23 protein-coding genes and 1 pseudogene are annotated in these 26881 nt (G+C 67.5%); 18 read left to right on the top strand and 6 right to left on the bottom strand.

All coding sequences use genetic code 11. The features are described from left to right. The first annotated feature begins 113 nt into the window (after positions 1–113). Both J7643_11425 and J7643_11420 read left to right on the top strand, forming a co-directional pair. Entirely contained in the window at positions 114–1910 is a 1797-nt protein-coding gene (locus J7643_11425) for a discoidin domain-containing protein (protein ID MBO9541189.1), read from the top strand. 169 nt (positions 1911–2079) lie between these two features. Continuing rightward, a complete protein-coding gene (locus tag J7643_11420) occupies positions 2080–2865 on the top strand; it encodes a hypothetical protein (GenBank protein ID MBO9541188.1) in 786 nt (261 codons plus the stop codon). 54 nt (positions 2866–2919) lie between these two features. Here J7643_11420 and J7643_11415 read toward each other — a convergent pair whose 3' ends face one another. The 3 genes from J7643_11415 to J7643_11405 form a co-directional block, all read right to left on the bottom strand. Then, positions 2920–3864, bottom strand: a complete 945-nt coding sequence (locus tag J7643_11415) for a hypothetical protein (protein MBO9541187.1) — start codon at positions 3862–3864, stop codon at positions 2920–2922. 195 nt (positions 3865–4059) lie between these two features. Beyond that, positions 4060–4269, bottom strand: a complete 210-nt coding sequence (locus J7643_11410) for a hypothetical protein (GenBank protein ID MBO9541186.1) — start codon at positions 4267–4269, stop codon at positions 4060–4062. Positions 4270–4484: 215 nt separating this feature from the next. Further along, entirely contained in the window at positions 4485–4943 is a 459-nt protein-coding gene (locus tag J7643_11405; protein MBO9541185.1) for a hypothetical protein, read from the bottom strand. A 179-nt stretch (positions 4944–5122) separates the two neighbouring features. Here J7643_11405 and trpB point away from each other — a divergent pair, with 179 nt between their 5' ends. From trpB to J7643_11380, 5 genes are all read left to right on the top strand, one after another. After that, positions 5123–6331, top strand: coding sequence for a tryptophan synthase subunit beta (gene trpB / locus J7643_11400; protein ID MBO9541184.1), 1209 nt, complete (start codon positions 5123–5125; stop codon positions 6329–6331). Between the two features lie 2 nt (positions 6332–6333). Next, positions 6334–7158: a tryptophan synthase subunit alpha gene (locus J7643_11395; GenBank protein ID MBO9541183.1), complete on the top strand. Its 825-nt coding sequence runs from the start codon at positions 6334–6336 to the stop codon at positions 7156–7158. Positions 7159–7253: 95 nt separating this feature from the next. Then, positions 7254–8246 (top strand): hypothetical protein, encoded by a 993-nt coding sequence (locus J7643_11390; protein ID MBO9541182.1) that lies wholly within the window; start codon positions 7254–7256, stop codon positions 8244–8246. 1 nt (position 8247) lies between these two features. Further along, on the top strand, positions 8248–9660 hold the full coding sequence (locus J7643_11385) for a carboxypeptidase regulatory-like domain-containing protein (protein MBO9541181.1): 1413 nt from the start codon (positions 8248–8250) through the stop codon (positions 9658–9660). 105 nt (positions 9661–9765) lie between these two features. Further along, a complete protein-coding gene (locus J7643_11380; protein MBO9541180.1) occupies positions 9766–10074 on the top strand; it encodes a DUF167 domain-containing protein in 309 nt (102 codons plus the stop codon). Positions 10075–10135: 61 nt separating this feature from the next. On the opposite strand, the gene J7643_11375 is transcribed toward J7643_11380, so the two are convergent. The 3 genes from J7643_11375 to J7643_11365 are packed head-to-tail and all read right to left on the bottom strand — an operon-like array spanning position 10136 to position 13900. Next, positions 10136–10630 carry an HD domain-containing protein gene (locus J7643_11375; protein ID MBO9541179.1) on the bottom strand — a complete coding sequence of 165 codons (495 nt, stop codon included), beginning with the start codon at positions 10628–10630 and terminating at the stop codon, positions 10136–10138. Next, positions 10627–11265: a site-2 protease family protein gene (locus J7643_11370; protein MBO9541178.1), complete on the bottom strand. Its 639-nt coding sequence runs from the start codon at positions 11263–11265 to the stop codon at positions 10627–10629. Before J7643_11370 ends, J7643_11375 begins: the two co-directional genes overlap by 4 nt. A gap of 25 nt (positions 11266–11290) precedes the next feature. Next, the gene (locus tag J7643_11365; protein MBO9541177.1) at positions 11291–13900 is read right to left on the bottom strand and encodes a CBS domain-containing protein; all 2610 of its coding nucleotides are present in this window, start codon (positions 13898–13900) and stop codon (positions 11291–11293) included. A 323-nt stretch (positions 13901–14223) separates the two neighbouring features. Between J7643_11365 and J7643_11360 the strand changes: the two are divergent. The 11 genes and pseudogenes from J7643_11360 (at position 14224) to J7643_11310 (ending at position 26871) form a co-directional block, all read left to right on the top strand. Then, positions 14224–14502: pseudogene (locus J7643_11360) on the top strand (LysM peptidoglycan-binding domain-containing protein). A 566-nt stretch (positions 14503–15068) separates the two neighbouring features. Further along, positions 15069–15761 carry a carboxypeptidase regulatory-like domain-containing protein gene (locus tag J7643_11355; GenBank protein MBO9541176.1) on the top strand — a complete coding sequence of 231 codons (693 nt, stop codon included), beginning with the start codon at positions 15069–15071 and terminating at the stop codon, positions 15759–15761. Between the two features lie 88 nt (positions 15762–15849). Next, on the top strand, positions 15850–16593 hold the full coding sequence (locus J7643_11350) for a hypothetical protein (GenBank protein ID MBO9541175.1): 744 nt from the start codon (positions 15850–15852) through the stop codon (positions 16591–16593). A 306-nt stretch (positions 16594–16899) separates the two neighbouring features. Then, on the top strand, positions 16900–18465 hold the full coding sequence (locus J7643_11345) for a four-carbon acid sugar kinase family protein (GenBank protein MBO9541174.1): 1566 nt from the start codon (positions 16900–16902) through the stop codon (positions 18463–18465). 75 nt (positions 18466–18540) lie between these two features. Continuing rightward, complete coding sequence (locus J7643_11340; GenBank protein ID MBO9541173.1) at positions 18541–19740, top strand: glycosyltransferase family 4 protein; 1200 nt, start codon at positions 18541–18543, stop codon at positions 19738–19740. A gap of 260 nt (positions 19741–20000) precedes the next feature. Continuing rightward, complete coding sequence (locus J7643_11335; GenBank protein ID MBO9541172.1) at positions 20001–22514, top strand: mannose-1-phosphate guanyltransferase; 2514 nt, start codon at positions 20001–20003, stop codon at positions 22512–22514. Further along, the gene (locus tag J7643_11330; GenBank protein MBO9541171.1) at positions 22507–23943 is read left to right on the top strand and encodes a phosphoglucomutase/phosphomannomutase family protein; all 1437 of its coding nucleotides are present in this window, start codon (positions 22507–22509) and stop codon (positions 23941–23943) included. The genes J7643_11335 and J7643_11330 overlap by 8 nt, the downstream gene beginning before the upstream one ends. A 92-nt stretch (positions 23944–24035) precedes the next feature. After that, a complete protein-coding gene (locus tag J7643_11325; GenBank protein MBO9541170.1) occupies positions 24036–25160 on the top strand; it encodes a hypothetical protein in 1125 nt (374 codons plus the stop codon). 128 nt (positions 25161–25288) lie between these two features. Next, on the top strand, positions 25289–25969 hold the full coding sequence (locus J7643_11320) for a hypothetical protein (GenBank protein MBO9541169.1): 681 nt from the start codon (positions 25289–25291) through the stop codon (positions 25967–25969). Positions 25970–26135: 166 nt separating this feature from the next. Next, positions 26136–26426: a 30S ribosomal protein S6 gene (locus J7643_11315; protein MBO9541168.1), complete on the top strand. Its 291-nt coding sequence runs from the start codon at positions 26136–26138 to the stop codon at positions 26424–26426. A 37-nt stretch (positions 26427–26463) separates the two neighbouring features. Beyond that, a complete protein-coding gene (locus tag J7643_11310) occupies positions 26464–26871 on the top strand; it encodes a single-stranded DNA-binding protein (GenBank protein ID MBO9541167.1) in 408 nt (135 codons plus the stop codon). Positions 26872–26881: the final 10 nt, after the last annotated feature.

Here is a 26881-nt window from a genome sequence, read left to right as displayed (position 1 = left end):
GGCGTTGTAGGCGGCTCCGCCGCTTTCCGTCGAATTCTTCTTGCCGTTTCGCGGCGGCGCCCGACCCGTGGACCGAATAAGCTAGAGATATTCGATCCACGGGAGGGCGCTAGATGGCCAAGCGTTGGTGGATGCTGCTCGGGGTTGCGGGGGTTGGCCTTGGCCTCTTCGTGGCCCCGCGGGGGCCGGCCCAGGCGGATGCGCCAGCCGTCGCCCAGGCCTACTTCGGCATGCAGGCGATCCCCAAGTTCGACGAGCGCTTGGGGCACGGGGCGTGGACCGGCTCGCGCGATCGCGGCCTGGCCATGCACCGGGACCTGGGGGTGCAGCTCAGCCGCGAGGGTTACATCTGGCTGCACGACGAGCCCGAGCAGGGGCGGCACCCCAACCAGGGGGATTTCGACGATGCGATCGCGCGCTGCGCCGAGGCGGGGATCGCCATCCAGCTGATGATCACCGACACCCCCTACTGGGCCTCCAGCGCGCCCGGCAAGGATCCCAACCGGCCGGACACCTTCCGTCACGCCCCGCCGCGCAACCTCTACGCGAGCATCTTCGACGACGGTACCGACGTGCCCGGGCCCGGCAAGCGCCTCAACCCCGAGCAATACTGGGGCTGCATGCTCGCGCGGGTGGCGTCGCGCTACAAGGGCAAGGTCAAGTACTACCAGGTCTGGAACGAGCCCGACTTCCCGAAAGGCGTCCAGGAGGCCGCGCCGCACGATCTGGAGCGCTCCTTCACGGGCAGCGTCCAGGAGTACGTGCGGATGCTCGCGATCGCCCACACGGTGGTGAAGTGGCAGGATCCCGAGGCCCAAATCGCCACGGGCGGCCTCGGCTACGCCGATTACCTCCAGGCGATGATCGACCACGGGGCGGGGGCCGTCTTCGACGCCCTGGACTTCCACGCCTACGGGGATCCGGGCTCGGACGGAGCGCTGAGGGCCTTCCTCTCGGTGTCCTCCAAGATGCGCCGGGTGCTGCGCCATGCGGGCCTCGACAAGGCCTTGATCTGCTCCGAGACGGGCTTTCCCGCATCCCAAGCGGCGCACCAGGCCGACTACATCCCCAAGCTGTACGCGACGGGTCTCGCCCTGGGGCTCGAGGGGATCATCTACTACTCCAACACCAACCCGAGCTGGCGCCAGATGGGGCTCGTCGACTGGCGCACCATGCAGCAACGCACGGCGGGCTATTGGGCCTACAAGACCACTTCATCTGCCCTCTCGGGCCTGCGCTTTGCCGGCAAGTTGCACTTGAGCCCGGAGCTGGTGGGTTATCGCTTCGTTGCGCCCGAAGGCGCTCGCGAGGTCCGGGTGATGTGGGCCCCCTTCCGTGACACCAAGGCCGCGATCGCCTACCGTCCGCCGGGGCGCTGGCAGGCGGTGGGGCCGGACGGGCGGGCGCGGCGCCTCGCGCCCGGCGAGACGCTTCGCCTGTCGGCCACGCCGGTCCTGCTCGATTCGGATCTTGAACGTCGCTACGAGCCCGCGCAGCCCAACCCGCCGCGCTACGCCGGGCGCATCCCCTTCCGGGAGGCGCTGGCTGCCTCCAGCGAGGCGGGGGGCTTCCATGAGCCGGAGCTTGCGGTGGACGGGGATCCTGATACCGAGTGGGTGAGCGGCCTGCTTCCGGAACCGGCCCTGACCCTTGCGCTCGAAGGAACTCACCTACTCAAGGGGGTGCGCCTCAAGACCGGGCCCATGGCGGGGGCCTCGCTTGCGATCGCGGTGTCGGAGGATGGCGATCGCTACCAGACGCTCGTCTCGGGGCTCAACTTCGAGGACTGGGCGTTGCATGAGGTGCCCCTACCGGCGCCCGTCCGCGCGCGCTGGGTGCGCTTCTCCTGGAGTTTTCCGCCCGGCGAGGCCCCGCGCCCCGTGAGGGCCTTTGCCATCGAGCTGGAATAAGAGGGCTCGAAGCGCTCGGCCTTGCTTTACAAGCCTTTTGGCATCTCGCTATAATACCGGACACTTTTTAGAGTGTTTTCGGAGCCGTTCCGGTGCCGGGCGCCGCTTTTTGCGGCCGAAGGGGGTTCGTAAAACGCTCGGGTCCCCTAAAAGCCTGCGAGGATTCACCGTGCACCCGATCGGCGAGACGCGCTACCTTTCGACGCTGCCTTTGACCTACCCCCTGCGCGTCGGCGCCGTGCCCGCCGAGGTGTCCCTCGTGTCGGGCGGCCTTACCGACCTGACGGATCGCCTCGTGGCGGGCGAGCTCGCGGCCGGTCCCATCTCGGTGGCGGGCTACCTCGCGAACCGGGACCACTTCGCGCTGGTGCCCAACCTGTCGGTTTCCTCCTGGGGTCGGGCGGGCTGCGGGGTGCTGTTCAGCAAGGGCCCCCTGGGCCCGCGCGAGGGCTTCTTGGTCGCGGTGCCGAGCCGCACGGCGGGGACCACCTACCTCCTGTCGAGCTTGCTCGGTGACCTCTTCGGCCTGGCGCCGACCTTCGTGGAGCGCACCGGGTCGCTCACCGAGCTGCTCGCCGACCACGACGCGGTCCTGCTCTTCGAGGACGAGGCTTTCGCCGCCATCCAGGCCCCGCCCGCCGGCGTCGAGGTCTGGGACCTCGGGGATGCCTGGTGGCAGTTCACGAACTCCCCGCTCATCTACACCCTCTGGGTCATGCGCCAGGACCTGCCCGAAGAAACCAAGCAGACGATCACCGAGGCCCTGCACGGCGCCAAGGCGGCCCTGCCGTCGCTGCGGCCCGCGCTGGTCGCCGAGGCCCACGCGGCGACGGGTCTGCCCGCCCACCTCATCGAGGGCTTCCTGGGCCGCTTCAACTACGACTTCACCCCGGCCCACGCCCAGGCTCTCGCCCTGCTCGAGCAGCGGATGCTGGAGCACGGCTTCAGCCGATAGCCAAAATTAAAGCGGGGGCGCCCACTGGGCGCCCCCGCTTTGGCTTGAAGGGGGTTAGAAGGGGACGGCGTCGCTGACGGTGGCCTGGCAGACCCGGACGATCTCCTCGACGGCGGCACGGCGATCGCTGATGCCCATCACGCGCAGGTCGGCGGCGAGCGCATCGAGCATGCCCATCCAGCCGCCGGCGTGCATGACGGCTTCGGGGGCGCGCTCGGCGGCGACCACGCTCTGGTAGGCCGCGGCGTTCTGCATGCCAGGCACCTGGCCGCTGCCCTTGAAGGCAGGCTCGGGCATGGGGTCGTAGGCCGGGGCGATCTTGGGGGGGATGCCCAGGGCCTCGTTGATGTGCGCGTTGAGCTTCTTGACGGGCACGTCGTTGAGGAGGACGTCCTCTTCGAAGCCGTCTTCGTTCTTGAGGGTGATGCGGCCGGTCTCGAGGACCTTGCGGTGGGTCTCGGGATCGGGGAGGCGCGAGATCTGCGCGAGCTTGGAGATCTGGAGGTCGCGGGCGGCGGGCTGGGCGTCCAGGTCCACTCCGGCGTTCTCGATGACCTCGCCGACCTTGGCGAGCTGGTAGATGAAGCTGCGGCTCATGCGCAGCTCCTTGCTCTTGATGTAAGCCTCGAAGGTCTCGTGGCCCAGGTTGCGGTAGAGCTCCTTGGCGCGGATCCGGTGGACGAGCTGGGCGATCTTGGTGACGTGCTCCTGGAAGACGTGCAAGAGCGAGTTGAGCTGCTCGTCGGCCTCCTGGGCGGGCTCGTCGTTGGATGGGTCGATGGGCTTGAGCTCACCGGTGGGGATGGCTGCCGGCACGTGCGCGGTGAGCACGTCGGGCGCCATGGCGCCCGTGAACGGGGAGGCCTCGGACGGAGCGCTCTCGCCGTCCGGCGTGCTCTCCTCGGCGGGGGTATCCGGCACCAGGTTGATGGTCTCGATCTCGAGGACGTCGTCGTCGTCCAGGTGGTCGATGTCGGTCGTGGGATCAGTGGGGTTCATGGGCGGCTCCCCCGCGCTGCGGGCTTGAAGATGACGGCCAGGCGGAGTCCATGATAGGCCCGGCTCGGACGTTCGGCAAGCGATCGCAACACCAAGGAGGTCTCGTGGGGCCAAGCGCGTCTCACAACGCCAGGCATGTGGCGACGGGTGGCAGCCTTGGGCGGCTCAAGTAGCGGGATAGTTTTGTTGGACGCGCTAGTGCACGTCCGGCAGCTGCGGGTCGGCGGCCCCGATCCGCCGTACGAGCTGCACGGGCTCGCCGGCGATCGCCTCGGGCAGGTCCGAGGGCGCCCGGACGGGCCGTCCGTCGTCGTCCACCAAGACACTGGAGCGCTTGGCGATCGCGACGAAGGCGATCGCGCCGAGGATGTTGAACGCGAGGATCCAGAGCAGCACGGTGATCATGGTCGCCTCCCTCTCTGAGCGCAAGAAGGATTCTGCTATACGAGCGGGGGTTAGGCTTCAGTCGGACGGCCGGTTGCTTATGTGCGAGTTGCCCAGTGCGGGCACGGTTGTGAGAGAGCCCTCAGGAGCCACTCAACGGCGGCTCTCGAGGGCTTATCGATGGAAGTCTCTGACAGGTACCCATTGGCCGCCTGTGGCGGCTGGAGCGCCTGCGCTTAGAAGGTCCGGATGACCGAGATGGAGAGCAGCGCTTGATAGGCGTAGCGGATCTTGTCCTCGGGCGAGCCGCCGGGCTGCAGGGCCGGGGTGGCGAGATTGCGGATCTGCTGGCGCATCGCCTTGGATTGGTTGGGGTTGTTGGCATCCTCGTCGACGATGGCGAGGATGGTGCGCAGGGTGTTGAACAGGAAGGTGGTCGTCGTGCGCTGCACATCGGCGCGTTCCTGGGGCGTCTTTGCATTGGCGAGCTGGGCGGCGAGTTGGTTGTACGCTTCGACGGCGGCCTTCGCCGTGCGCGAAGCCTGATCGACCGCCGAGTCGTAAACCTCCAGCGAGGCGGCTTTCGACGCCTGGGCGGGCGCCGCGTTCGTCGTGGAGCGGGACGTCTGGGGAGAAACTCCGCAACCGGCCAGCAGGAGGGCGAGGGTGCCGATTGCGACGCGTTTCCGGATCAAGAGCGTTCTCCTTCTCGATAGTCTTGCGCGATACTTAATCTTAATATGAATTGTTATTAAGGAGTTCATGCGCGCGCGTGGAAAATTTTGCCAAGGTATCGGCAGGCCCCGCTCGGCGCCTGGGCTCCGTTGAGTGCTAGAATGGCTCGGACCCTCTCACTGAAAGGAAGGAGCCGCTGATGACCTCTCCGACGGAACCCGTGCTGCCTGATGCGCAGGGCCATTTCGGTCCGTTCGGCGGGCGCTTCGTCCCCGAGACGCTGGTCGGCGCCCTTGACGAGCTCGACGCCGCCTACCGGGAAGCGCTTGTGGATCCCGCCTTTCACGAGGAGCTGGCCTACTTCCAGCGCGACTTCGTGGGCCGTCCGAGCCCCCTTTACTTCGCCGAGCGCCTGACGGCCTATTACGGCCGGGCCCGTATCTTCCTGAAGCGCGAGGACCTGAACCATACGGGTGCTCACAAGATCAACAACGCGCTCGGCCAGGCCCTGCTCGCCAAGCGGATGGGCAAGCAGCGCATCATCGCCGAGACCGGCGCCGGCCAGCACGGGGTGGCGACCGCCACGGTCTGCGCCCGCTTCGGCATGGAGTGCGTCGTCTACATGGGTGAGGAGGACGCGCGCCGGCAATCCCTCAACGTCTTTCGCATGAACCTGATGGGGGCCGAGGTCCGCGAGGTTTCGTCGGGCACCAAGACCCTCAAGGATGCCCTCAACGAGGCGCTGCGCGACTGGGTCGCCAACGTCGAGAATACCCACTACATCATCGGGACGGTGGCGGGCCCCCACCCTTTCCCCGAGCTGGTGCGCGAGTTCCAGTCGGTCATCGGGCGCGAAGCCCGCGAACAGTGCCTTTCGCAGGCGGGTGGCTTGCCCGATTACGTGGTCGCCTGCATCGGCGGCGGCAGCAACGCCATGGGCATCTTCCATCCTTTCCGCGACGACGCCTCGGTGCGCCTGATCGGCGTCGAGGCCGCGGGTGAGGGGATCGACACGGACCGGCACGCCGCGAGCCTCACCATGGGCTCGGTGGGGGTGCTGCACGGCAACCGCACCTACATCCTCCAGGACGACGAGGGCCAGATCCTGCCGGCCCACTCGGTCTCGGCGGGCCTGGACTACCCGGGCGTGGGTCCCGAGCACGCCTACCTCAAGGACACGGGCCGTGCGAGCTACGTCTCGGTGACTGATAAGGAGGCGCTCGATGCCTTCCAGCGCCTCTCGCGCCTCGAAGGCATCATCCCGGCGCTCGAGTCGGCCCACGCCCTGGCGCACCTGGATCGCCTGATGGCCGAGACCACCCCGGACCAGGTGGTGCTCGTCAACCTCTCGGGCCGGGGGGACAAGGACGTCGTGCAGGTTTCGGAGATCCTGAAGGGAGGGTTCTAGGGATGGAGCGCATCAAGGCGGCTTTTGCGCGGGACGGCGCCAAGTTGATTCCCTTCGTGACGGTGGGCGATCCGAGCCTGGAGGCCACCGCCGACGTGGTCGTCGCCATGGCCGAGGCCGGGGCGGATCTCGTCGAGCTGGGGATTCCCTACTCCGATCCGGTCGCGGACGGCCCGATCATCCAGGCGTCGAGCCAGCGGGCCCTGGAGCGCGGGACGCGCCTCGCGGACGTGTTCGGGGTGGTGCGCCGGATCCGGGCCAAGTCCGAGGTGCCGCTCGTCCTCTTCACCTACTGCAACCCGGTCTACCGCTACGGTCTCGAGCGCTTCATGCGCGAGGCCGCCGAGGCGGGGGCCGACGGGGTCCTCATGCCGGATCTGCCTCCCGAAGAGGCAGCCGAGCTCAGGGCCGAGGCCCAGCGCTTCGGCCTCGCCGTCATCTTCCTGGTGGCCCCCACGACCTCCGATGCGCGGATCGCGCTGATCGGCGAGGCCACGGGCGGTTTTCTCTACCTGGTGGCGGCCCTGGGGGTCACCGGGGTGCGATCCGAAGTTGCGGCAAATCTCGAAGGCTACTTGCGCCGGGTGCGCGCCCAGACCTCAAAGCCGCTCGCGGTGGGCTTCGGCGTCTCGACGCCCGAGCAGGCAACGCAGATCGCGGCCCTGGGCGCCGAGGCGGTCGTCGTGGGCAGCGCCCTGGTCGATCGGATCGGCCGCTGGAGCCATGAAGCGGATCTGCCGGCGAAGATCGGCGCCTTCGTGGGCGACCTCAAACGGGGTGTTTTGCAGGCCCGAACGGAGGGCGCGTCAGATTTGAGGAAGATTTAACCGACATTTAAGTAAACTCCCGCAACTCTCCCTCGCTTTTGGTGGATAAGAGTAATAGCAACTCTTAGTTGGTTTTTGGGAAAGGACGGGGAGCGATGGACAAGAACGGAAAGCTGGGGCGTCACGCAGCCTTGGCCCTTGCCGCCACCATCCTCACGACGGCCCTCGTCGGCTGCGGCTCGAGCCTCCCTTCGCCCGGCGACAGCACCGGCAAGAAGTCCCCCGACGGTCGCTCGGTGACCCCCACCAAGCAGCAGCGCGAAGAGGTCCCCAGCACCCCCAAGAACGAGTACGGCGACGACGTTCCCACCAACATCCCGCAGCCCATTCCCCAGCCCGAGCCCCCCTCGGATCCCGGGAAGGTCAACGTGCGCGTGGTGGCCAACACCGTCACCTCCAACCCCCTGGCGTCCATCACCAACGTCGCGCTGTTCAACCGCACCTCGGTCTACACCACCATCACCTGGAGCAAGTCCGAGGGTGCGGCCCAGTACCGCGTCAGCCGCCGCGAAGAGGGCGCCCTCGACGAGAAGTTCTACATCCGCGCCAACGTGCCTTCGAGCTTCCGTGGCTACCAGGACGGCGGCCTGATGAACCTCAAGATCGGCGTCAAGTACGACTACCGGGTCGAGGCCCTCGACAACGCCGGCAACGTGATCGCCGCGGGCGAGGACAACGCCACCCCCCTCTACCCCATCGCCATCCCCCCGAAGGACAGCCTCAAGCCCGCCGACGGGACCGACAACCTGGCCGGGACCACCCCCGAGTTCGCCTGGGGCACGGTGGGCGATGCCGACGGCTACTACGTCGAGGTCTTCTCGAGCGTGACCCTGATGCCCATGTGGCGCGGTTACCGCTCGCACAAGAACGGCACCAACATCACCTACGGCAACCAGGTGGATGTGATGCCCGGGACCCTGCCCGCGGTCTGGACCCAGGTCCTCAATCCCGCCGGCACCTACACCTGGTCGGTGACCGCGGTGAAGAACGACAGCCCGGACAACGCGATGAAGGCCAAGGCCTGGGCCAAGAGCAACACCCCCGCGATGCGGTTCTACATGGGCAAGAAGCCCGTGGGAGGGAAGTAAGATGAAGCGAATCACTTTCGCCAGCGCGCTTCTTTCCCTGCTGGTCGCGGTCTCGGTCACCGGCTGCGGGCGCACCCCCCTCACCCGCGACACCGCCGGCGCCGCCAAGCTCACCGTCCTCGTCCAGGACGACCAGGGTCCCGTCCCCGGCGCCAACGTCGAAGTCACCAACGCGGACGGCCAGGCGGCCGGCACCGGCGTCCAGGCCGACGAAGAAGGCCAGGCGGTGTTCGAAGGCCTGCCCGCCGGCGACGGCTACACCGTGGTCGCCGAGTACGACGGCGCCACCGGCCGCGCGAGCAACGTCAGCGTCGGCAACGGCCGCTCGGAGGCCGTCACCATCACCCTTCAGACCCACGCGGGCCCCGGCGGCATCATCGCCGGCACCGTCAAGGTCGCCGGCACCGAGCGCGCCCTGCCCGGCGCCAAGGTCGAAGTCGTGGGCGCCGGCGTCTCGGCCGTCGCCGACAGCACCGGTCACTACAAGCTCGAGAACGTCCCCGCCGGTCAGCAGCGCATCAAGTCGAGCTACGCGGGCTTCCACGACGGCGTTCGCGACCTGACGGTCAAGGCCGGCACCTCGAACTCGCTCGTGATCGAGATGGCGCCCCAGTCGGCCGGCAACCGCGCCCAGCACACCGTCATCACCGGCACCGCGACGGTCCTCGAAGTCGACCAGTGGCGCAACCCGGTCGCCAACGCCAAGACCAGCGAGGCCTGGAGCGCCGTGGTCCACCCCACCTCGGGCAACCTGCTCATCGCCGACGCCCGCAAGGACGCCGTCGTCGAGACCACCGAGAAGGGCACCACCCTCAAGACCTACAACGCCACCTCGTGGATGACCCTCGGCCTGGGCGGCCTCAAGGCCCCCCGCGGCGCCAACTACACCCCCTCGGGCACCATCCTGGTCGCCGATACCGGCAAGAACCGCATCGTCGAGATGGATGCCACCGAGAAGAAGGTGTGGGAGATGAAGACCCGCCTCAACGCCCCCCGCTGGGCGGAGCGGCAGCGCACCGGCACCACCCTGATCGTCGACACCGGCAACAACCGCCTGGTCGAGGTCGATCGCAGCGGCAACCCGGTGTGGGGTCTGGGCGACGGCTCGGGGAACATCGTCAACCGTCCGACCCACGCCACCCGCCTCGCGAACGGCAACACCCTCGTCACCGATTCCGGCAACAACCGCGTGATGGAGGTCAATCCCCAGGGCCAGCTCGTGTGGATGATCGGCGGCAGCCGCCCGGTGGCTGACGGCAAGAACCTCAGCAACCCCAACAGCGCCATCCGCCTCCCCGGCGGCACCACCCTCATCGCCGATACCGGCAACAACCGGGTTATCGAGGTCGATTCGAAGAACACCGTCGTGTGGCAGATGCCGGTCTCGGCCCCCCTGTTCGCCGTCCGGATCTAAAAGACCAAACCCAAGGAAGAAGGCCGCTCACCAGTGGGCGGCCTTCTTCCTTGGGTTACAATGCTGCCGATGGGGGCAACAGGCTCCCGATAAGAAGGAGAGCCCATGGCGTCGCCAGCCAGGTCCATATCAGCGGGGATTCGCCTCGCGGTGCGCCTCCAGCCGAGAGCGAGCCGCAACGAGGTCTGCGGCCTCTTCGGGGAAGGCGGCGAGGCGCGCCTCAAGCTGCGCTTGACGGCACCGCCCGTGGACAACGCCGCCAACGGCGCCTGCCAGGCCTTCCTCGCCGAGCTGTTCGGGGTGGCCAAGGGAGCGGTGCGCCTCGTATCGGGCGACAAGTCCAAGGACAAGCTCTGGGAGATCACCGGAGACGCCGAGCGTCTTTTGGCGCGCGCGGACGAGCTTTCGCGCTAAGTAGAGTGGGAAAGAGCCCTCCCCTTTGAGGTTAGGCGGAACGGCGGGAAGGCGTCGAGGTTCAGTCGTCGTCGATGCGCTGGAACTCCGCGAGCCAGGGGGCGTCGCCCTGAACGGCCCCGCGGGCGTGGTGGTCGCGGATGATGGTGCAGGCATCCTCGTTGAGCCCGGCCGCGCGGGCGCGCTCGGCGCCGTAGAGGCCGTGCCAGCGGTAGAGCTGCTGCGCCCAGCGCCATGGCAGGCGTGCCCGAGGAGCCGATGGGATGTCAGGATCGGGGAAGAGCACGACGAAGACGCGCCAGAACAGGCCGTAGCCCCAGGGCTTGCCGCAGTCGTGCAGTAGCGCCCCCTTGAGGGCCCACGCCGGCGGTTCGAGTTCGGCGAAGCGGCGCGCGACGCTGGTGCAGTGGTAGCGATCGTAGCGCTGCATGCCACGGTAGAGAGTGACTTCGGGCCCCTGGAGCACGGAGAGGGCCCACACCTCGTCCTCGGGTGAGGTTCGCTTGGTCAGCAGGTCCCAGACCTGCCGAACGCGGGTGAGGGCCCGGGTGCTCAAGGCAGCAGCCCGAAGATGAAGCGCGCCACCGTGTAGACGAGCTGCGAGAGGCCGGAGTTGGCGCCGGGCCACATGACCAGCACGATGAGCAGGATCATGCCGTAGGGCAGGAAGTGGTAGTAGGCCGGGTGCAGGGAGCGCGGCAGGATGGCGGGCCAGATGTGCCCCCCGTCGAGGGGCGGGATCGGCAGCAGGTTGAAGACGGCAAGCCCGATGTTCAGGAAGAACAGGACCTGCAGGACGTCGTTGGCTCCCGCGTATTCCCCGGTAAAGCTCAGGTACTTGAGACCGGCGGCGGCGAGGAGCGCGAGCAGCAGGTTCATGGCCGGGCCCGCGAACGAGACGACCAGCTCGGCGAAGCGGCCGCCACGCATGGCCGAAGGGTCGATCCGCACGGGCTTGGCCCAGCCGATCGGCCCCAGCAGCATCATGAGGGTCCCGAAGAAGTCCAGGTGTGCGAAGGGGTTGAGGGTGATGCGGCCGTCCGACTTGGGGGTTTGGTCGCCGAAGGCGTAGGCGGTCGCCGCGTGCCCGAACTCGTGCAGCGAGAGCGAGACGACTGCGAGCGGCAGCCAGATGAGGGCACGGTTGATCAGGTCATGACCGTCGGCGCTGCCCGTTAGTAGCCCGAACATGGCGACATCCTTTCTCGTGGGAACCTTACAGGACCGGTTGGCTCCGGTCGGTGATGAGGCGGTGGGCGAAGGCCTCTTCGGCCTCCGGGGTCTCGAGCTCTCCCGAGCGGCGTGCGTCCAAGAGCGCGCCGAGAATCTCCTTGTAGCGCGGCCCGGGGGGGAGCCCCCGCGCCTTGAGCCAGTCGCCGTCCACCCGCTGGAGGCGCAGGTGGCGCAGCACGGTCGCGTACCGCCAGAGGCGCCGTCTCAGGGTGCTACTGGCCGTGGACGCGGCCATGGCCCAGAGGGCCTCGTCGGGCATCCCTTCGAGCAGACGCGCAAGCTCCGCGTCGGAGCGCGCCTCCCACTCCTTGGACTGCTCGGAGAGCATGGAGGTTCCGCGGTGGGCGGCCTCCAAGATGGCGCGCTCGTCCTTGCGAAGATTGAGGGCGTCGAGGGCGCGGCTGCGCTCGGGCGCTTCGAGGGGATCGACCAAGAGGGCTAGAGGGGTGAGCCACCGTTCGGGCGCAGCCTGGTCCGCAGGCCTCAGGCTGCGCATGAGTCGGTCGAAACGCCGCATGCGGCGCGAGGTCTCGGGGGTGAGCGCGAGGGTCGCCGAGAGCATCCGCCACGCGCCGAGCTCCGAGAGGCGCGCGCAGAGCGGCGCGACGCGCGAAAGGCAGAGGCCGAGGCGCAGCTCCAGCTTGAGGCGCTCATTGGCCATGCCGTCGAAGCGCCCCGAGGCCATGGCGTAGTGGCCGTAGGACTCGGTGACGGGGTCCATGACGAAGCCGAGTTTCTGCTCGAAGCGGGCCGCCCGGAAAAGGCGGACGGGGTCCTCGATGAAGCTGATGGGGTGGAGCACGCGGATGGTGCGGGTCTCGAGGTCCAGGAGCCCGCCGAAGTAGTCGCTCACCTCGCCGAAGTGGCCCGGGTTGATGCGCATGGCCAGGGCGTTGACCGTGAAATCGCGGCGCGAGAGGTCCTGCTTGAGGGTGGCCGGCGAGACGACCGGGAGCGCCCCGGGGTGCGGGTAGTGCTCGATCCGCGCCATGGCGAGGTCGAGCCGCTCGCCGCCGGGGAAGACGACGTGCGCGGTCCCGAAGGCCTCGTGCGGCTTGACCCGGACCCCTTCGATCTGGTGCGCGAGGTCCCGGGCCACGTCGAGGGCGCTGCCCTCGATCATCACGTCGATGTCGAAGCTGGGGCGTTCGAGCACCAGGTCCCGCACCGAGCCGCCGATGAGGTAGGCGGGGCGATCGCCCGCCACCTTGCCCACGGTCTCGAGGACCGTTTGCCAGTGCGCGGGCCACAGGCGCGCGATGCGCTCGGCCAGATCGAGTCCCGGGCGAGGGCCTAAGCGGCCGGGCTCGCGGTCCAGCTCGCGGATCAGGTCCGAGCGGGTCACGATGCCGATGAGCTGGTCGCCGTCCACGACCGGCAGGCGCCCGATGTCGAACGCGATCATCCGCTCGCGCAATTCGGCGATCGGGGTGTCGGGCTGGACGGTCTCGATGCGCCGGGCCACGAGCCCCTTGATGCTGCGCTCGCCGAAGCCGTGGTGGATGGCGCGGTCCAGGTCGCGCCGCGAGATCATGCCCTGGACCCGGCCGTTGTGCAGCACGGGCATGGCCGTGTGGCCCCAGCGCCGCATCTCTTCGAGGGCCTCGCGGGCGGTCTGGTGGAAGGCGAGCCCGCGCACCGGGCTGCTCATGACGTCGCGGGCGGAGAGCGAAAGGCGCTCGCCGCCTTCGAGTCGGGCCCGCACCTCGGCGACGATGGCCTTCGGGTCGGGACCCGTGGCGTCGTGGGCGCTGACCGCGCAGGGGTGGCCCTTGGCGTTCCATGGGGCAAGAAGGCGCTTGAGGTCGGTCTCGCTCGATCGGGAGCGGCCCACCAGCTGGGTGAAGTCGCCGGCACGGATGGCGAGCACCGCGAGCGTCGGCCGGTAGAGGGCCATCAGGCGCTCCAGCAAGAGCGAGCACTCGGGCAGGGGCGAGCGGAAGTCGAGCCCCGCGAGCAGGGCGGTCCCGCCTTCGAAGTCGACCGTCTCCATGTGATCCAGGATGGCGGTGAGGAGCTCCTGCTGGACCGGATCGAGGGGAGGATCCAGGTAATCGGCGATCTGATCGAGCCGCGCGCCCTGGGTCAGGAGGTAGGCGACGGCCTCGGCGTCCTCGGGGGTGGTGCTCGAGAAGCTCAGCCGGCCGGTGTCCTCGAAGACCCCAAGCAGCATGCCGGTCGCCTCGGGCGGAGTGAGGCGAACGTCCGCCGCCTTGAGCTTGGTGGCGAAGATCGTGCTGGCGGAGCCGACGGAGCGGACCTCTTTGACCCGGGCCGGGGGGCAGCGATCGCTCGGGGGGTGGTGGTCGTAGACTTCCCAGACCAGGTCGGAGCGTGAGACCAGGCCCTTGACGTTGCCCGCACGCTGGGGGTCCTGGGTGTCCACCAGGATGACCCGCGAGACGGCGGCGGGATCGAGATCCGCCAGCCGCGTCAGGCCCAGGGCGTCGCGGTAGAGGCCGACGAAGCGGGCGACGTTCGCGTCGAGGGCGGGGGGCAGGGCGATCACGGCGCCCGGGTAGAGGCGGCGAGCGCCAATCGCGGCGCCGAGCGCGTCGAAGTCTGCGTGGGTGTGGGTGAGGATCGCGTCCACGGCCATCTCCTTGGAGCGTCCGACCCGGCAAGGGCCGGGGCAGGGGCTTTTCGCGGCTCAAAGCAGCCGTGTCGCGAGACGCTCTCGTGCCCCTCGATCATAGCATGGGTGCGGGGCGGCAGCCGGATGGGACGCGGCTTTCGGGCAACGAGGGCCGAAGATCTTCGTGCCTTTTGCCGGGGGCAGACGCTTGCCTGCCTCCTATGATCGCAGGTATCGATTGCTCCTTTCCAACCTCGCTTCTTTGCTTCGAACCGGTATCGACGGGCCTCGCATCACCGTGAACGTCCACCCCACCGCGACAGACCCGAGGGAGGTGACCCATGGCCATGCTTCGAAGAGACGGAACCCGGCGCGCCGCCTGGGCGCTCGGCCTGACGGCGGCCGTCCTGCTTGCGGCCCCCGGCGTCGAGGCCAAACCGCAGACCAGCCAGTCCACGTATCGCGTCAAGTCCGGTGACTCGCTGTCGGTCATCGCCGAGCGCAAGCTGCGCAGCGCCTCGCAGTGGCCGCGCCTGTACGCTCTCAATCGTCGGGTGGTGGGCACGAACCCGCACCTGATCTTTCCCGGCCAGCGCTTGAAGCTCTTTCAGTCGCGCGCTCCGCTTGCGACGCACCCCCGCAAAGGGATCCGCATCGCCTCGCTCTCCCCGCGCGTTCCCACGCCGCGCGTCAAGCAGCCTCACCCGGCCCCCCGTGATCCCTTCGCGATGGGCGCGAAAGCCCCGGCGCCGCGGGTTGCACCCGTGATGCCGCCCACGCGGGTGGCCCCGCCGGTGACGCCCGACGCGCCCGCCGAGGCGTACGTGCCCCGCAAGGCCATCGCCGACGGGGAGGTCGTGACCATGCCGATGCCCAAGATTCCGGCGGACGGTGCTCTGCCGAGCCTGCCCAATCCGTGGGTGGCGGCCGGGGCCTCGCTCATCCTGCCGGGGGCCGGCCAGGCCTACGTGGGCGACTGGGGACGCGGGGCGATCTACGCCGGGGCGGCGGCTGCCATGTACGGGGTGGCCCTCTACGGGATGCAGACCCAGAACGAGGGCCTCGCCCGCACGGGGGGCATCGGCCTCTTGGGCCTGAGCGTGGCGGCGCCGATCGACGCCTACCTTGGGGCCAAGCACAAGGAGACGCAAGCGGCCGCTGAGGCCGTGAAGATGGGAGCCAAATGATGCGGCAGCTGAAATTCCTCGGCCCCATGGCGCTCGTCGCCCTTGTGGGCTGCGGGCTGTGGGGCTCCTACGACCCCATCCGCTACACGTCGCCCGCGCCACCCTCGGCCGAAATCCGCTGGATCAAGAGCAGCGTCTCGGATCTGGCGGCGGACGTGGAGGTCCGGGACGTCCGTGCCAACACCAAGCCGGACGTGGTCGAGAAGGTCACGGTCGTCCTCTCGTCCGGGACCGATAAGGCGGGCAAGTCCCTGACGCTCGTCGAGACGGGTCCGAACACCGGCGTGTTCCGGGGGACCGTCGCGCTGATGCGTCCGTTCGATCCCCAGACCGGGGCGGCCCTGCCGATCGGCGGCGAGCGCCTCGCCATCTTCGCCGAGGGGGCACCTGCCGGGGATCCGCTCGAGGCGGCCTACTCGGGGCCGGCCGGCCTGGTCAAGGCCAATGCGGTCTACATGGAGCCGAACTCCACGGTGATCGGCCACTTGGTCTGGCCGGACGGTCGGGCCTGCCCGGGGGCGGACGTTGTCCTGGAGGGCGACAACTCCTTTAGGATGGCGACCCGCTCGCGCGCGGACGGCAACTACGCCTTCTACGGGGTGCCGATGGGCACCTACCAGATGACGGCCACCAAGGACGGTGCGACCGTGCAGCGCATCAAGATCGTCAACGCTCCCCGCGACGGGGGTTAAAGCTGAGGAAAGCTTCATTTAAAGGACGTCACTTCATCGCCCGGAGCGCCGACAATTCTTGCGTCCCCTTGAGAGAGGAGCGCGCAAGATGGTCGGCTTCCGTGCATTGAGTTTAGTTCTTGGCCTCGTGGTGGCCCTGATGGCGGCTCCCGCCTGGGCCATGCAGGCCCCTCAGCCGGTCCAGGCCCTCTCGAGCGCCGGGGTGCCGGTCGGCTCCGCCCTCACCGATCCGAACGGCAACCCCTACCGGGATGCTACGGGCAAGCCGGTCGTCGTGACGGGCAACCGGACCGAGTCGGCTCAGGCGACGACCCTCTCGCTCGCCAACACCCTCAAGGTGGGCGTGGCGGATCTGCTGGGCTACGCCAAGTCGCTCGGGATCTCGCTGCCGCTGGTGATGAACGGGACCATGACCACCGTAACGCGCAGCGACGGCGGAGTGGAGCGGATCTTCACGGCGAAGGGCGAGAACGGGGACACCTACGTCTTTTTGGCCGACCAGACCGGCCCCAACGTCTTCGGGATCCGCATCGCCAACGTGCACCCGAACGGCATGGGCGAGATCCTGACGGCCCACGGCCTCAACGGCAACTTCACCAACCCGCCGGGCTACCTGAGCGAGGAGGCGCGCCGGAACTACTGGCTCACGACCCAGACCGCCCAGGTCTTCGAGGCGGCGCCGAGCCGTCCTCAGGCGCCCGCCGAGACGACCCTCGCCATGCGCGGCGGGCGCGCGGGGGGAGCGACCTACGCGTCGGATTTCGCGGTCGGGGAGAAGCCCCTCACCCTCAGCGGCTCCCAGAAGCAGGCGGCCTTCACGCGGACGCGCTGAGCCCCTGAGCCGCTCGCGGCTCCGTGGGCTTCCTGCCCGCTTGCTGCTCGCTTGCCTTCCAGCCTGCGGATCGGCGCTTGGCGCCGGTCCCGTGCTATGATGAAGCGATTCGTTTCAACTATGCAATGATTCCCGCGAGGAGGCGATCATGCTCAATTCCGTGGTCCTGGTCGGGCGCGTCGGGGCCGACCCCGAGATCAAGTACTTCGAAACCGGCCGCGTGAAGACCACCTTCAACCTGGCGGTCAACCGCCCCGTCAAGCGTGCCGAGGGCGTCGACTCGACCGACTGGTTCCGCATCGAGCTGTGGGGCAAGCAGGCCGAGATCGCGAACGAGTACGTGCGCAAGGGGAGCCTGATCGGCATCGAGGGCCGCCTGGAGTTCAGCCGCTGGACCGATCAGCAGGGTCAGAAGCACGAGATGCCCATCATCGCGGCGAGCAACCTGCGCCTGCTGGGCAGCCGCCAGGAAAGCGGCCGAGCCCCCGGTGGCTTCGGCGGCGGTGGCGCCGAAGCGGAGCTGCCGTTCTGAACCTCGCCGCCCGGCGCATCGGGGTCGTCGCCGACGACCTGACCGGTGCAAGCGACACGGGGTTGCAGTTCCACCAGGCGGGGCTGCGCACCCGGGTGCTGCCTTCGTTCGCCCCGGACGGGCGCGAGTTGGCGGCTGGCGCCGAGGTCGGGGTCCTGAGCGTCAACGCCGCGACCCGTCACCTGGAGGCCAACGAGGCGGCCAGTCGCACCCGCGAAGCGGTCTACGCCCTGTTGGGGGCGGGCTGCGGCTCTTTCTACAAGAAGCTGGATTCGACCCTGCGCGGGAACGTGGGGGTCGAGACGGCCGCCATGCGCCGCGCCGTCGGCGCTCAGCTCGCGGTCGTGGTCCCCGCCTTCCCCGAGGCCGGTCGCCTCACGGTGGGCGGCTACCAGCTGGTGGACGGGGTGCCGGTGGAGCTTTCGAGCTATGCCCGCGACCCGCTCGCCCCGGTCACGGCGTCGTACCTGCCGGCTCTCTTGGCGGCTTCGGGCGAGAGGACGGGGCTTATCGGTCTCTCGTCGGTCCTGCGCGGGTGGGAAGCGATCGCCTTCGACCTGTTGCGCCTGCAGGCCGAGGGGGTGCGGCTGGTGGCGGTGGACGCCACGCGCCGCGAGGATTTGGACGCGATCGCCCAGGCCATCCATCGCCTGCCCTTCATGATCCTGCCGGCGGGCTCGGCGGGCCTCGCCGCCGCCCTGTGCCGGGTCAGCGGCAAGGCGCCCCTTTTGGGCGCGCAGCCTTCGCCCCAGGGGCCGGCGCTCGTCGGCAGGACTCCGCCCGTGCTGGTGGTCTGCGGTAGCGCCAACCCGACGAGCCTCGCCCAGATCCAGGCCCTCGGCCCGCAGACCCGCCGGGTGCCGGTGGACGTGCGGCAACTGGTCCTGAAGGGCGATGAGGAGCTCGAAGGCCTCGCGCGCCAGGTCCTGCAAGGCCTCTTCGCGGGCCTCGACGTGGTGCTTGCGACCGTCGAGAGCGACGAGCAGCTCGGGCGGGATCAGGGCTTCGGGGTGGACGTCGGCATGACCCCCTTCCAGCTGGGCCATCACCTCTCGGGGCTACTGGGCCGCCTGGTGAGCCGGGTCGTCGCCCAGGGTGCGGTGACCAACCTGGTGCTGGTGGGCGGGGAGACCGCGGCTCACGTCTGCGCGGCCCTCGAAGGCGAGCAGCTCGAAATCGTGGGGGAGGTCCTGCCGGCCGTCCCTTGCAGCCAGCTGGTGGGCTCGGGCCTGCGCGTCGTCACCAAGTCCGGCGGCTTCGGTGCGTCGGATGCGCTCGAGGCCATCGTCACGCACCTGCATCGGACCGCGCCGGTGCGGCGAGATGCCCTATACTGTTAGTATTGTAAAGAAAAACCCAGAACCCAAGCGACCACTCCCCGTCCAATCATCCATGAAAGGGAACGAGACCAACCGATGCGCATTTGCATGCTGAGCTGGGAATACCCCCCCCGGATCGTGGGCGGCATCGCCCGTCACGTCGAGGAGATCTCCGAGGCCCTGGCCTCGCAGGGTCACGAGATCCACGTGATCACGGCCGATCACCCCAACACCGCCGAGTACGAGCACCGCAAGGGCGTTCACATCCACCGGGTCAAGAACCAGCCCTCGCAGGACCAGACCACCGACTTCACTACCTGGATCATGCACCTGAACATCGGGATGCTGCAGCAGGCCATCCGCCTGCACCAGCACCAGCCCTTCGACATGGTGCACGCCCATGACTGGCTGGTCGGTCAGGCCGCCATCACCATGAAGCAGTCCCTCGGGGTGCCCATGACGGCGACCATCCACGCCACCGAGGCGGGCCGCAACCACGGCATCCACAACAAGATCCAGTCCTACATCAACCAGCAGGAGTGGCTGCTCACCTACGAAGCCTTCCGGGTCATCGTCTGCTCGGACTACATGCGCCGCGAGGTCCAGCACAACTTCGCCCTGCCCGCCGACAAGGTTGACATCATCCCCAACGGGATCGACTATTCCAAGTTCGCCTTCGACTTCCCGAACGGCCTGGAGTTCCGTCGCCGCTTCGCCATGGACCACGAGAAGATCGTCCTCTTCGTCGGCCGCATGGTGCCCGAGAAGGGTGCCCAGGTCCTGGTCGAGGCTGCGCCCAAGATCCTTGCCCAGTACCGCGACGCCAAGTTCGTGATCGTCGGCAAGGGTGGCTTCCTGCCCGAGATCAAGGCCCGCGCGGCCGCGCTCGGCATCAAGAACAAGATCCTCTTCACCGGCTACGTGGATGACGCGGCGCTGCTGCGCCTGTACCGGGTCGCCGACGTGGACGTGGTCCCCTCGCTGTACGAGCCCTTCGGCATCGTCGCCCTCGAGGGCATGGGCGCCAAGCTCCCCACGGTCGTCGCCGAGACCGGCGGCCTGGCCGAGATCGTCGACCACACCCGCACTGGCATCACCACCTATCCCGGGGATGCCAAGTCCCTCGCCTGGGGTGTCCTCGAGGTCCTCAAGAACCCCGAGTACGCTCATTACCTGGGCCAGAACGCCTTCCACAAGGTCGAGCACGTCTACAACTGGCAGAACATCGCTCGCGCCACCACCGGCGTCTACGAGCGGGTCCTGCACCAGGCGGGTCGCGCCCTGCCTGTCGCCTAGCTCCCTAGAAGGGGGCAGGCCATCGGCCTGCCCCCTTTTTTAAAAAGCAGGTGGCGAACGAACGTTAAGTTCGTTAACGTGTCGCGCGAAGGGCGCAAGCTCGGCGGCGGCGATCGCCCCGGCCCATGAGGCCGGAGTCACCTGTTCGGAAAGGCTTTCTCCCCCTTTATCAGGCACGGGCCCTTATGTTAAGATTTTCGACATAATCCCGTACAAGCCACCCTCAGCGTTACGCCCTACGATGGAGTAAGGAGTTCCCGATGAAGGCTGTTCTGATGGCCGGCGGTTCCGGTACCCGCCTGCGCCCGCTCACCTGCGACATTCCCAAGCCCATGGTTCCGATGCTGAACCGCCCCATGGCGGAGCACATCATCAACCTCCTCAAGCGGCATGGGATCACCGACATCCTCGTCACCCTCTACTACTTGCCGCAGGTCATCCAGAACTACTTCGGGGACGGCCGCGACTTCGGGGTCAACATCACCTACTCCGTCGAGGAGAAGATGCCCCTCGGCACGGCGGGTTCGGTCAAGGCCATCGAGCAGTACCTGGACGACACCTTCCTGGTGATCTCGGGTGACAGCCTCACGGACATTGACCTGACGGCGGCGATCGCCTACCACAAGCAGAAGAAGTCCCTCTCGACCCTGCTCTTGCACCGGGTCGAGAACCCGCTCGAGTTCGGCGTCGTCATCACCGACGAGCAGGGCCGCATCCAGCGCTTCCTCGAGAAGCCCAGCTCCAGCGAGGTCTTCTCCGACACCATCAACACCGGCACCTACATCCTCGAGCCCGAGGTCCTGCGCCTCTTGGAGCCCGAGAAGGAAGTGGACTTCTCCAAGGACCTCTTCCCCCTCTTGCTGCGCCGCAACGACCCCATGTACGGCTACATCGCGAGCGGCTACTGGGAGGATGTGGGCAACCTCCAGGCCTACCGCGAAGCGCACTACGACATCCTCGAGGGCAAGGTCAAGATCGACATGCCCTACCCCGAGCGTGAGCCCGGCATCTACATCGGCGAAGGCACCATCATCCACCCGAGCGCCAAGCTCAACGGGCCCCTGGTCATCGGCAACAACAGCCAGATCACCGAGGGTGTGACCCTGAGCCCCGGCACCGTCATCGGCGACAACGTGATCGTCAAGCCGAACGCGAGCCTCAAGCGCCCCGTGCTCTGGAACAACGCCTACGTCGGCGAGAACGTCGAGCTGCGCGGCTGCGTGATCGGCAAGAACACCGCCGTCAAGCGCGGCGCCGAGCTGCAGGAAGGCGCCATCGTCGCCAACGACTGCATCGTGGGCGAGGGTGCCTTGGTCAAGCCCAACGTCAAGGTGTGGCCCAACAAGACCATCGAGACCGGCGCGACCGTGAGCAGCAGCCTCATCTGGGGTTCGAGCGCCCAGCGCACCCTGTTCGGCGCCTCGGGCGTCACGGGCCTGGTCAACATCGAGATCATCCCCGAGTTCGCGGTCAAGCTGGGTGCTGCCTTCGGCGCGACCCTGCCCGCGGGCACCTCGGTCACGGTCAGCCGCGACGGCTCGCAGGCCGCCCGCATGATCAACCGCGCTTTGATCTCGGGTCTGATGAGCGTGGGCATCAGCGTCATGAACCTTGAAACCACCGCCCTGCCCATCGCCCGCTACCAGGTCCCGACCCTCAACGTCCACGGCGGCGTCCACATCCGCATCTCGCCCACCCACCCCGACGTGGTCCAGATCGAGTTCCTGGACAAGGAAGGGATGAACATCTCGAAGGCCACCGAGAAGAAGATCGAAGGCAACTTCTTCAAGGAGGACTTCCGCCGGGTCGAGCTCTCCGATATCGGCGACATCTCGTTCCCCGCGCGCGTGGTCGAGTACTACAAGCAGGGCTTCCGCCGCGAGATCCCCTCGACCAAGGCGCTGCACGATCGCAAGCTCAAGGTCGTCATCGACTACGCCTTCTCGATCGCCAACCCGGTGCTGCCCGGCATCCTCGGCGAGCTGGACATCGACACGGTGGTCCTCAACGCCCACCTGCGCTCCCGGCTGCCGAGCGCCGAGGAGAAGCTCGACCTCACCCGGCAGCTCGCCGAGGTCGTCTCGGCCCTCAAGGCCGACTTCGGGGTCCAGCTCGACGCCAACGGCGAGCGGATCACCCTGGTGGACGACCGGGGCCGGATCCTGCGCGACGATCAGCTGACCGCGACCCTCGCGCAGCTCTTCCTGTCGCAGCATCCCGGTGCGACCATCGCCCTGCCCGTGACCGCTTCGAGCGTCAACGACCGGATCGCCGAGCGCTTCGGCTCGAAGATCGTCCGCACCAAGGCCAACCCCCGCGCCATGATGGAGGTCGCCAAGAAGGAAGGCGTGCTCTTCGCCGGCACCGAGGGCAGCTTCATCTTCCCGACCATGCACCCCGGCTTCGACGGGATGCTCACCGTCGCCAAGATCTGCGAGGCGCTCGCCGAGTCCGGCAAGTCCCTCTCCGCGATCCAGGCTGACATGCCCGACTTCCACCACCTCCACGAGCAGGTCGCCTGCGCTTGGGAGCACAAGGGCACCGTCATGCGCGTGCTGGTGGAGCAGGGCAAGGACAAGACCATCGAGCTGATCGACGGGGTCAAGGTCTACGCCAACCAGGGCTGGGCCCTGGTGCTGCCCGACCCGGTCGAGCCCACGATTCACCTGTACGCCGACGGGCGCTCCGCCATCGAGGCCGAGCGGCTCATCGAGGAATACGCCCAGGTCATCCGCGTCATGGCGGCCGGTAAGGAGGAATCCACCCTTGTCTAACACCATCACCTTCGGGACCGACGGCTGGCGCGACCTGATCGCGGACGGCTTCACCTTCGGCAACGTCCGGATCGTCGCCTCGGCGATCGCCGACTACGTTCAGGAGGCCTACGCGGCCGACCGCCCCGTGCTGGTCGGCTACGACACCCGCTTCCTCGCCCGTGAGTTCGCGGAGACCGTGGTGGCGATCCTCCAGGCGCGGGGCCTCAAGACCCTGCTCTCGGAGCGCGACGTGCCGACCCCGGTCATCGCCTTCGCGGCCAAGGAGCTCGACTCGGCCGGTGCGGTCATGCTGACGGCGAGCCACAACCCGCCCCAGTACTGCGGCATCAAGTACATCCCCGACTACGCGGGGCCTGCCACCAAGGACATCACCGACAAGATCGTCGCGCGGGTCAACCACTACCTGAAGACGAACGCAGAGTTCCCCAAGGCTCGCAAGGTCGGCGAGACCTTCGACCCCATGCCGGGCTACATGGCTTGGATCCGCAAGCTGGTGCCGGGCGAGGCCATGAAGCAGGCCAAGCTCTCGGTCGTCTACGACGCCCTCTACAGCACCGGCCGCGGCTACCTGGACGCCCTGCTCGAAGAGTACGGCTGCAAGGTGAAGCTGCTGCACGGCAACCGGGATCCCCTCTTCGGGGGCGGCATGCCCGAGCCGGCGGTGAGCCAGCTCGGCGAGCTGATCCAGACGGTCAAGGGCGGCTACGACCTGGGCCTTGCCACCGACGGCGACGCGGATCGCTTCGGGGTAGTGGACAGCGAGGGCACCTTCTACACGCCCAACCAGGTGATCGCCCTCTTGATGCGCCACCTGATCAAGAACCGCAAGCAGAAAGGCGTGGTGGTCCGGACCGTGGCGACCACCCACCTGCTCGATCGCCTGGCCTCCCACTACGGCGTCGAGATCCGCGAGACCCCGGTCGGCTTCAAGTGGGTCGGCGAGAAGATGCGCGAGGAGTCGGTCCTCATCGGCGGCGAGGAGTCGGGCGGCCTGTCGGTGCTCGGCCACATCCCCGAGAAGGACGGCATCCTCGCCAACCTGCTGGTGGCCGACATGATGGCCACCGAGGGCAAGCCCCTCAAGCAAATCTGGGCCGAGCTGGTGGCCGAGGTGGGCTGGAATCCCGCCAACCGCCGCCTCGACCTGCACCTGACCGAGGAGGCCAAGGCTGCGGTCCTCAAGCTCTTCCTCGAAGAGACCCCCAAGGCGATCGCGGGCCTTTCGGTCACCGACTCCTCGCGCAAGGACGGCGTCAAGCTGATGCTCGAGGACGGTAGCTGGGTGCTTGCGCGTCCCTCGGGCACCGAGCCCATCATCCGGGTCTACCTGGAGGCCGCCGACAAGCCCGCGCTCGACAAGCTCGCGCATGCGGTCGAACGTCTGGTCGAAGAGGTGGCGGGCCCCGTTCCCGCGGGCGCCCACTAGTCGACAGGTTTAGGATCGGCCCCACGCCCATGCCAAGCGCTTGGGCGTGGGGTATAATCCTCTTGTTGTCTATATCTTGAGGATTCGCCCCCTTGAGCGTCACCAAGCGGAAACAGGCAAAGGCATTACAGCGCCTCGCTGCAAGGCTGCCCATGGCCAATCTGGCCGGGGCGGCCTTGGTCTGCTTCTGCGCCTATCAAGGGATGATGATGGGCGACCAGTACGACGGCTCGATCGCCTGGGGGCACGTGCTCGGCGGCGGCCTCTTGGGCTTCGGCATCTTCGCGGTCGCGTACAAGTACCTCGTCCAGTACGAAAAGAAGCTGAAGCTCAAGGTCAACGACCTGACCCGCAAAATCGAGAGCAAGATCGACGAGGAGCAGGGCACCAACAATCGCCTGCTCGACGCCTATCAGCTGGAGTACCACGGCGGCCATCCCGGCTGGACCCTCAAGGGCAAGGTCGAGTACGGATCCCTGGACATCCACGAGAAGAACCTGCTCTTCCGCAACCAGAACAACCGCGCCAAGCTCCAGCTGGCGCGTATCCGGCGGGTGACCATCGAGCCCCTGAAGCTCTTGCGCTCCAAGCGTCTGACGACGGTCCAGCTTCCCAAGGCTGCAACCCACAAGAACCCGCTGGTCAAGGCCTTCCTCGAGTTCGTGCAGAGCAAGAAGCGCTGGGTCGTGATCGACTACCAGGATGACCTGGGCGAGAAGCACCTGGTCCTCTTCTATCCTTCGATGGGCTCGGCCCGAACCGCCAAGACGATCAAGGCTGCCATCGACGAGGTGCTCAGAAAGATCCCCAAGGAGAAGCGCGTCGCCGTTTCACCCACTGCGGACCTCGGCCAGGGCACGCGCCAGCAGGTCTCGACGGCAGCCCTCGCTGCGGCTGAGGCGGCTTCGCGCCGCGCCAGCGGGGTCGCTGAGGCCACCGCCACCGTCTCGGCGGCTGCGCCTGCGCGCGATCGCTACCAGGTAGCACTCGTCAGCGCCGGCGCCTCCCCCGAGGCCCAGGCGGCGATCCTCGCCCAGATGGCCGAGCGCTTCTCGATCCCCGAAGAGAAGCTCGCCCTCGCCCTCCAGCGCCTGCCCTTCGTCATGAAGCGCAACCTCTCCCACGAGCAGGCCCAGCAACTCGTCGCGATCCTGGAAGGGATCGGGGCGGCAGGCCGCATCGAGGCCATGCCCGCGACCGCCTCCTTGCAGGGCTGATCCTTTTCCAGTCATTTGATTAACCTTAGGTTAATCTGAATTTTTCCTTGAGATAAGAAGCTTTAAGGTTTTCGCGCCAATAATTAACCTAAATTTTCCGTTCTTAATGCTCAAGGAGATGCTCCCGCATGCGCACCCCCCTCAGCTTGTTCCTGGTGGGCGCCCTGGTTCTCCCTTCTCTTTCCGGCTGTGGCCTCTCGCCGACCGGCTCGCCGCTCGCTGGCGGCACCGACGCCCTGAGCGAGGCTCAGAGCGCCAAGTCCGAGCGCCTCGCGCGCGAGTTCGCCCAGAAGGTGCAGGTGCGCTTCGAGGGCCCGGTGGTGGTCAAGGGCGACGTGGTCACCCTCCACTACCAGCTCATGGCGCCGACCGTCTACGACTTCAGCAAGGCGCCGCGCAAGGGCACGGTCCGCATCACCTCCAAGGATTACGATCTGGAGCTGCCCCTCGACAAGGTCATGCAGACCGTCGAGATCGACGCCCTGCCGGCCTTCGTCATCCCCATCGCCATCGAGATGGCCATCGGCGCGGCCAAGGGCCTGTCGATCTACTGGCTGACTCACCGCGGCGAGGCCTTCAACCGCCAAGAGGCCATCAAGGCCACAGCCGTTGGCATGGCGGCCTCCCTCATCCCCTTCGCGAGCGGGATTCCCATCGTCGACCAGCTCTTGCCCCTGGCCGTTTCGATCCTCGCGACCTCCAAATCCCTCCACTACAAGGACATCGCGGCCTCGGCCATGGGGAAGGTGGACCAGATCGTCGCGCTCATCTCGTCGATCCAGTGGCCTCGCAAGTCCAAGAAGGCTTAAAGCCCGCATCGTGGCTTGCCACGGCCTTCGGGCCATGGTACGATTGACTCTCAGTCTGTTAAGACTGTACTAAAGGTTGCTTAAAACGAGTATTTCGCAGCCTTTTCTTCCCTGCTCCTCGCAAGGTGCGGGGGGCCGATTAGCCCAGAGGGAGGTGAAAACCATTATGCAGCGTGCATATGAGACTATGTACATCCTGCGTCCTCAGCTCGAAGAGGAAGCCGTGGATGCGGTGATCGCCAAGGTCACCGATCACATCACCAAGAACGGCGGCTCGGTCGAGAAGACCGAGAAGCGCGGTCGCAAGCGCCTGGCCTACGAGGTCAAGGACCATCGCGACGGCTTCTACGTGCTGTCCAACTTCAACGCCGACACCACGTCGCTCGTTGAGCTGGAGCGCATGTTCAAGCTGAACGAAGACGTGATCCGTCACATCGTCGTTCGCGCCGAGGCGTAGCCGAGGACGGCTTACCCTTTCAGTAGGAGAAGCACCGATGGGAATCAATCACATCACCCTCGTCGGCAACGTGGTGCGCAATCCCGAGATGCGCATGACCCCTAACGGCATCCCCACCACCCAGTTCACGGTCGCCGTCAAGCGGCCGCCCCGCGAGGGGTCGACCTACGATGTTACCGATTACATCAAGGTCGTGACGTGGCGGACCCTGGCCGAGACCGTCAACTCGACGATCAAGAAGGACCATGTCGTTTCGGTTGAAGGCGCCCTTAGGACGCGGAGCTACGAGCAAGACGGCCAACGCAAGAAGGTCGTCGAGGTCGAAGCCCAGCATGTCCACACGATTTCGGGCCCGGTCGGCGCCCCGGCTCAAGCTGAGCCCGAGGCCTTCCCGGACTTCGAAGATGCCCCGGCGTTCGGTGACACGGATGAGATTCCCTTCTAGCAGGAGGTAA

This window comes from bacterium, from assembly GCA_017744355.1.
Taxonomy (GTDB): domain Bacteria; phylum Cyanobacteriota; class Sericytochromatia; order S15B-MN24; family UBA4093; genus JAGIBK01.
The sequence above is the reverse complement of the archived record's forward strand: the minus strand, read 5'-3'. Positions and strand labels throughout refer to the sequence as shown.

What these genes read in the sequence shown, in the direction of transcription:
- J7643_11310 (MBO9541167.1), top strand. Translation starts at nt 26,464, where the DNA reads ATGGGAATCAATCACATCACCCTCGTCGGCAACGTGGTGCGCAATCCC.
- J7643_11355 (MBO9541176.1), top strand. Translation starts at nt 15,069, where the DNA reads ATGCGGCAGCTGAAATTCCTCGGCCCCATGGCGCTCGTCGCCCTTGTG.
- J7643_11320 (MBO9541169.1), top strand. Translation starts at nt 25,289, where the DNA reads ATGCGCACCCCCCTCAGCTTGTTCCTGGTGGGCGCCCTGGTTCTCCCT.
- trpB (MBO9541184.1), top strand. Translation starts at nt 5,123, where the DNA reads ATGACCTCTCCGACGGAACCCGTGCTGCCTGATGCGCAGGGCCATTTC.
- J7643_11335 (MBO9541172.1), top strand. Translation starts at nt 20,001, where the DNA reads ATGAAGGCTGTTCTGATGGCCGGCGGTTCCGGTACCCGCCTGCGCCCG.
- J7643_11370 (MBO9541178.1), bottom strand. Translation starts at nt 11,265, where the DNA reads ATGTTCGGGCTACTAACGGGCAGCGCCGACGGTCATGACCTGATCAAC.
- J7643_11350 (MBO9541175.1), top strand. Translation starts at nt 15,850, where the DNA reads ATGGTCGGCTTCCGTGCATTGAGTTTAGTTCTTGGCCTCGTGGTGGCC.
- J7643_11340 (MBO9541173.1), top strand. Translation starts at nt 18,541, where the DNA reads ATGCGCATTTGCATGCTGAGCTGGGAATACCCCCCCCGGATCGTGGGC.
- J7643_11315 (MBO9541168.1), top strand. Translation starts at nt 26,136, where the DNA reads ATGCAGCGTGCATATGAGACTATGTACATCCTGCGTCCTCAGCTCGAA.
- J7643_11415 (MBO9541187.1), bottom strand. Translation starts at nt 3,864, where the DNA reads ATGAACCCCACTGATCCCACGACCGACATCGACCACCTGGACGACGAC.
- J7643_11410 (MBO9541186.1), bottom strand. Translation starts at nt 4,269, where the DNA reads ATGATCACCGTGCTGCTCTGGATCCTCGCGTTCAACATCCTCGGCGCG.
- J7643_11395 (MBO9541183.1), top strand. Translation starts at nt 6,334, where the DNA reads ATGGAGCGCATCAAGGCGGCTTTTGCGCGGGACGGCGCCAAGTTGATT.
- J7643_11425 (MBO9541189.1), top strand. Translation starts at nt 114, where the DNA reads ATGGCCAAGCGTTGGTGGATGCTGCTCGGGGTTGCGGGGGTTGGCCTT.
- J7643_11385 (MBO9541181.1), top strand. Translation starts at nt 8,248, where the DNA reads ATGAAGCGAATCACTTTCGCCAGCGCGCTTCTTTCCCTGCTGGTCGCG.
- J7643_11380 (MBO9541180.1), top strand. Translation starts at nt 9,766, where the DNA reads ATGGCGTCGCCAGCCAGGTCCATATCAGCGGGGATTCGCCTCGCGGTG.
- J7643_11390 (MBO9541182.1), top strand. Translation starts at nt 7,254, where the DNA reads ATGGACAAGAACGGAAAGCTGGGGCGTCACGCAGCCTTGGCCCTTGCC.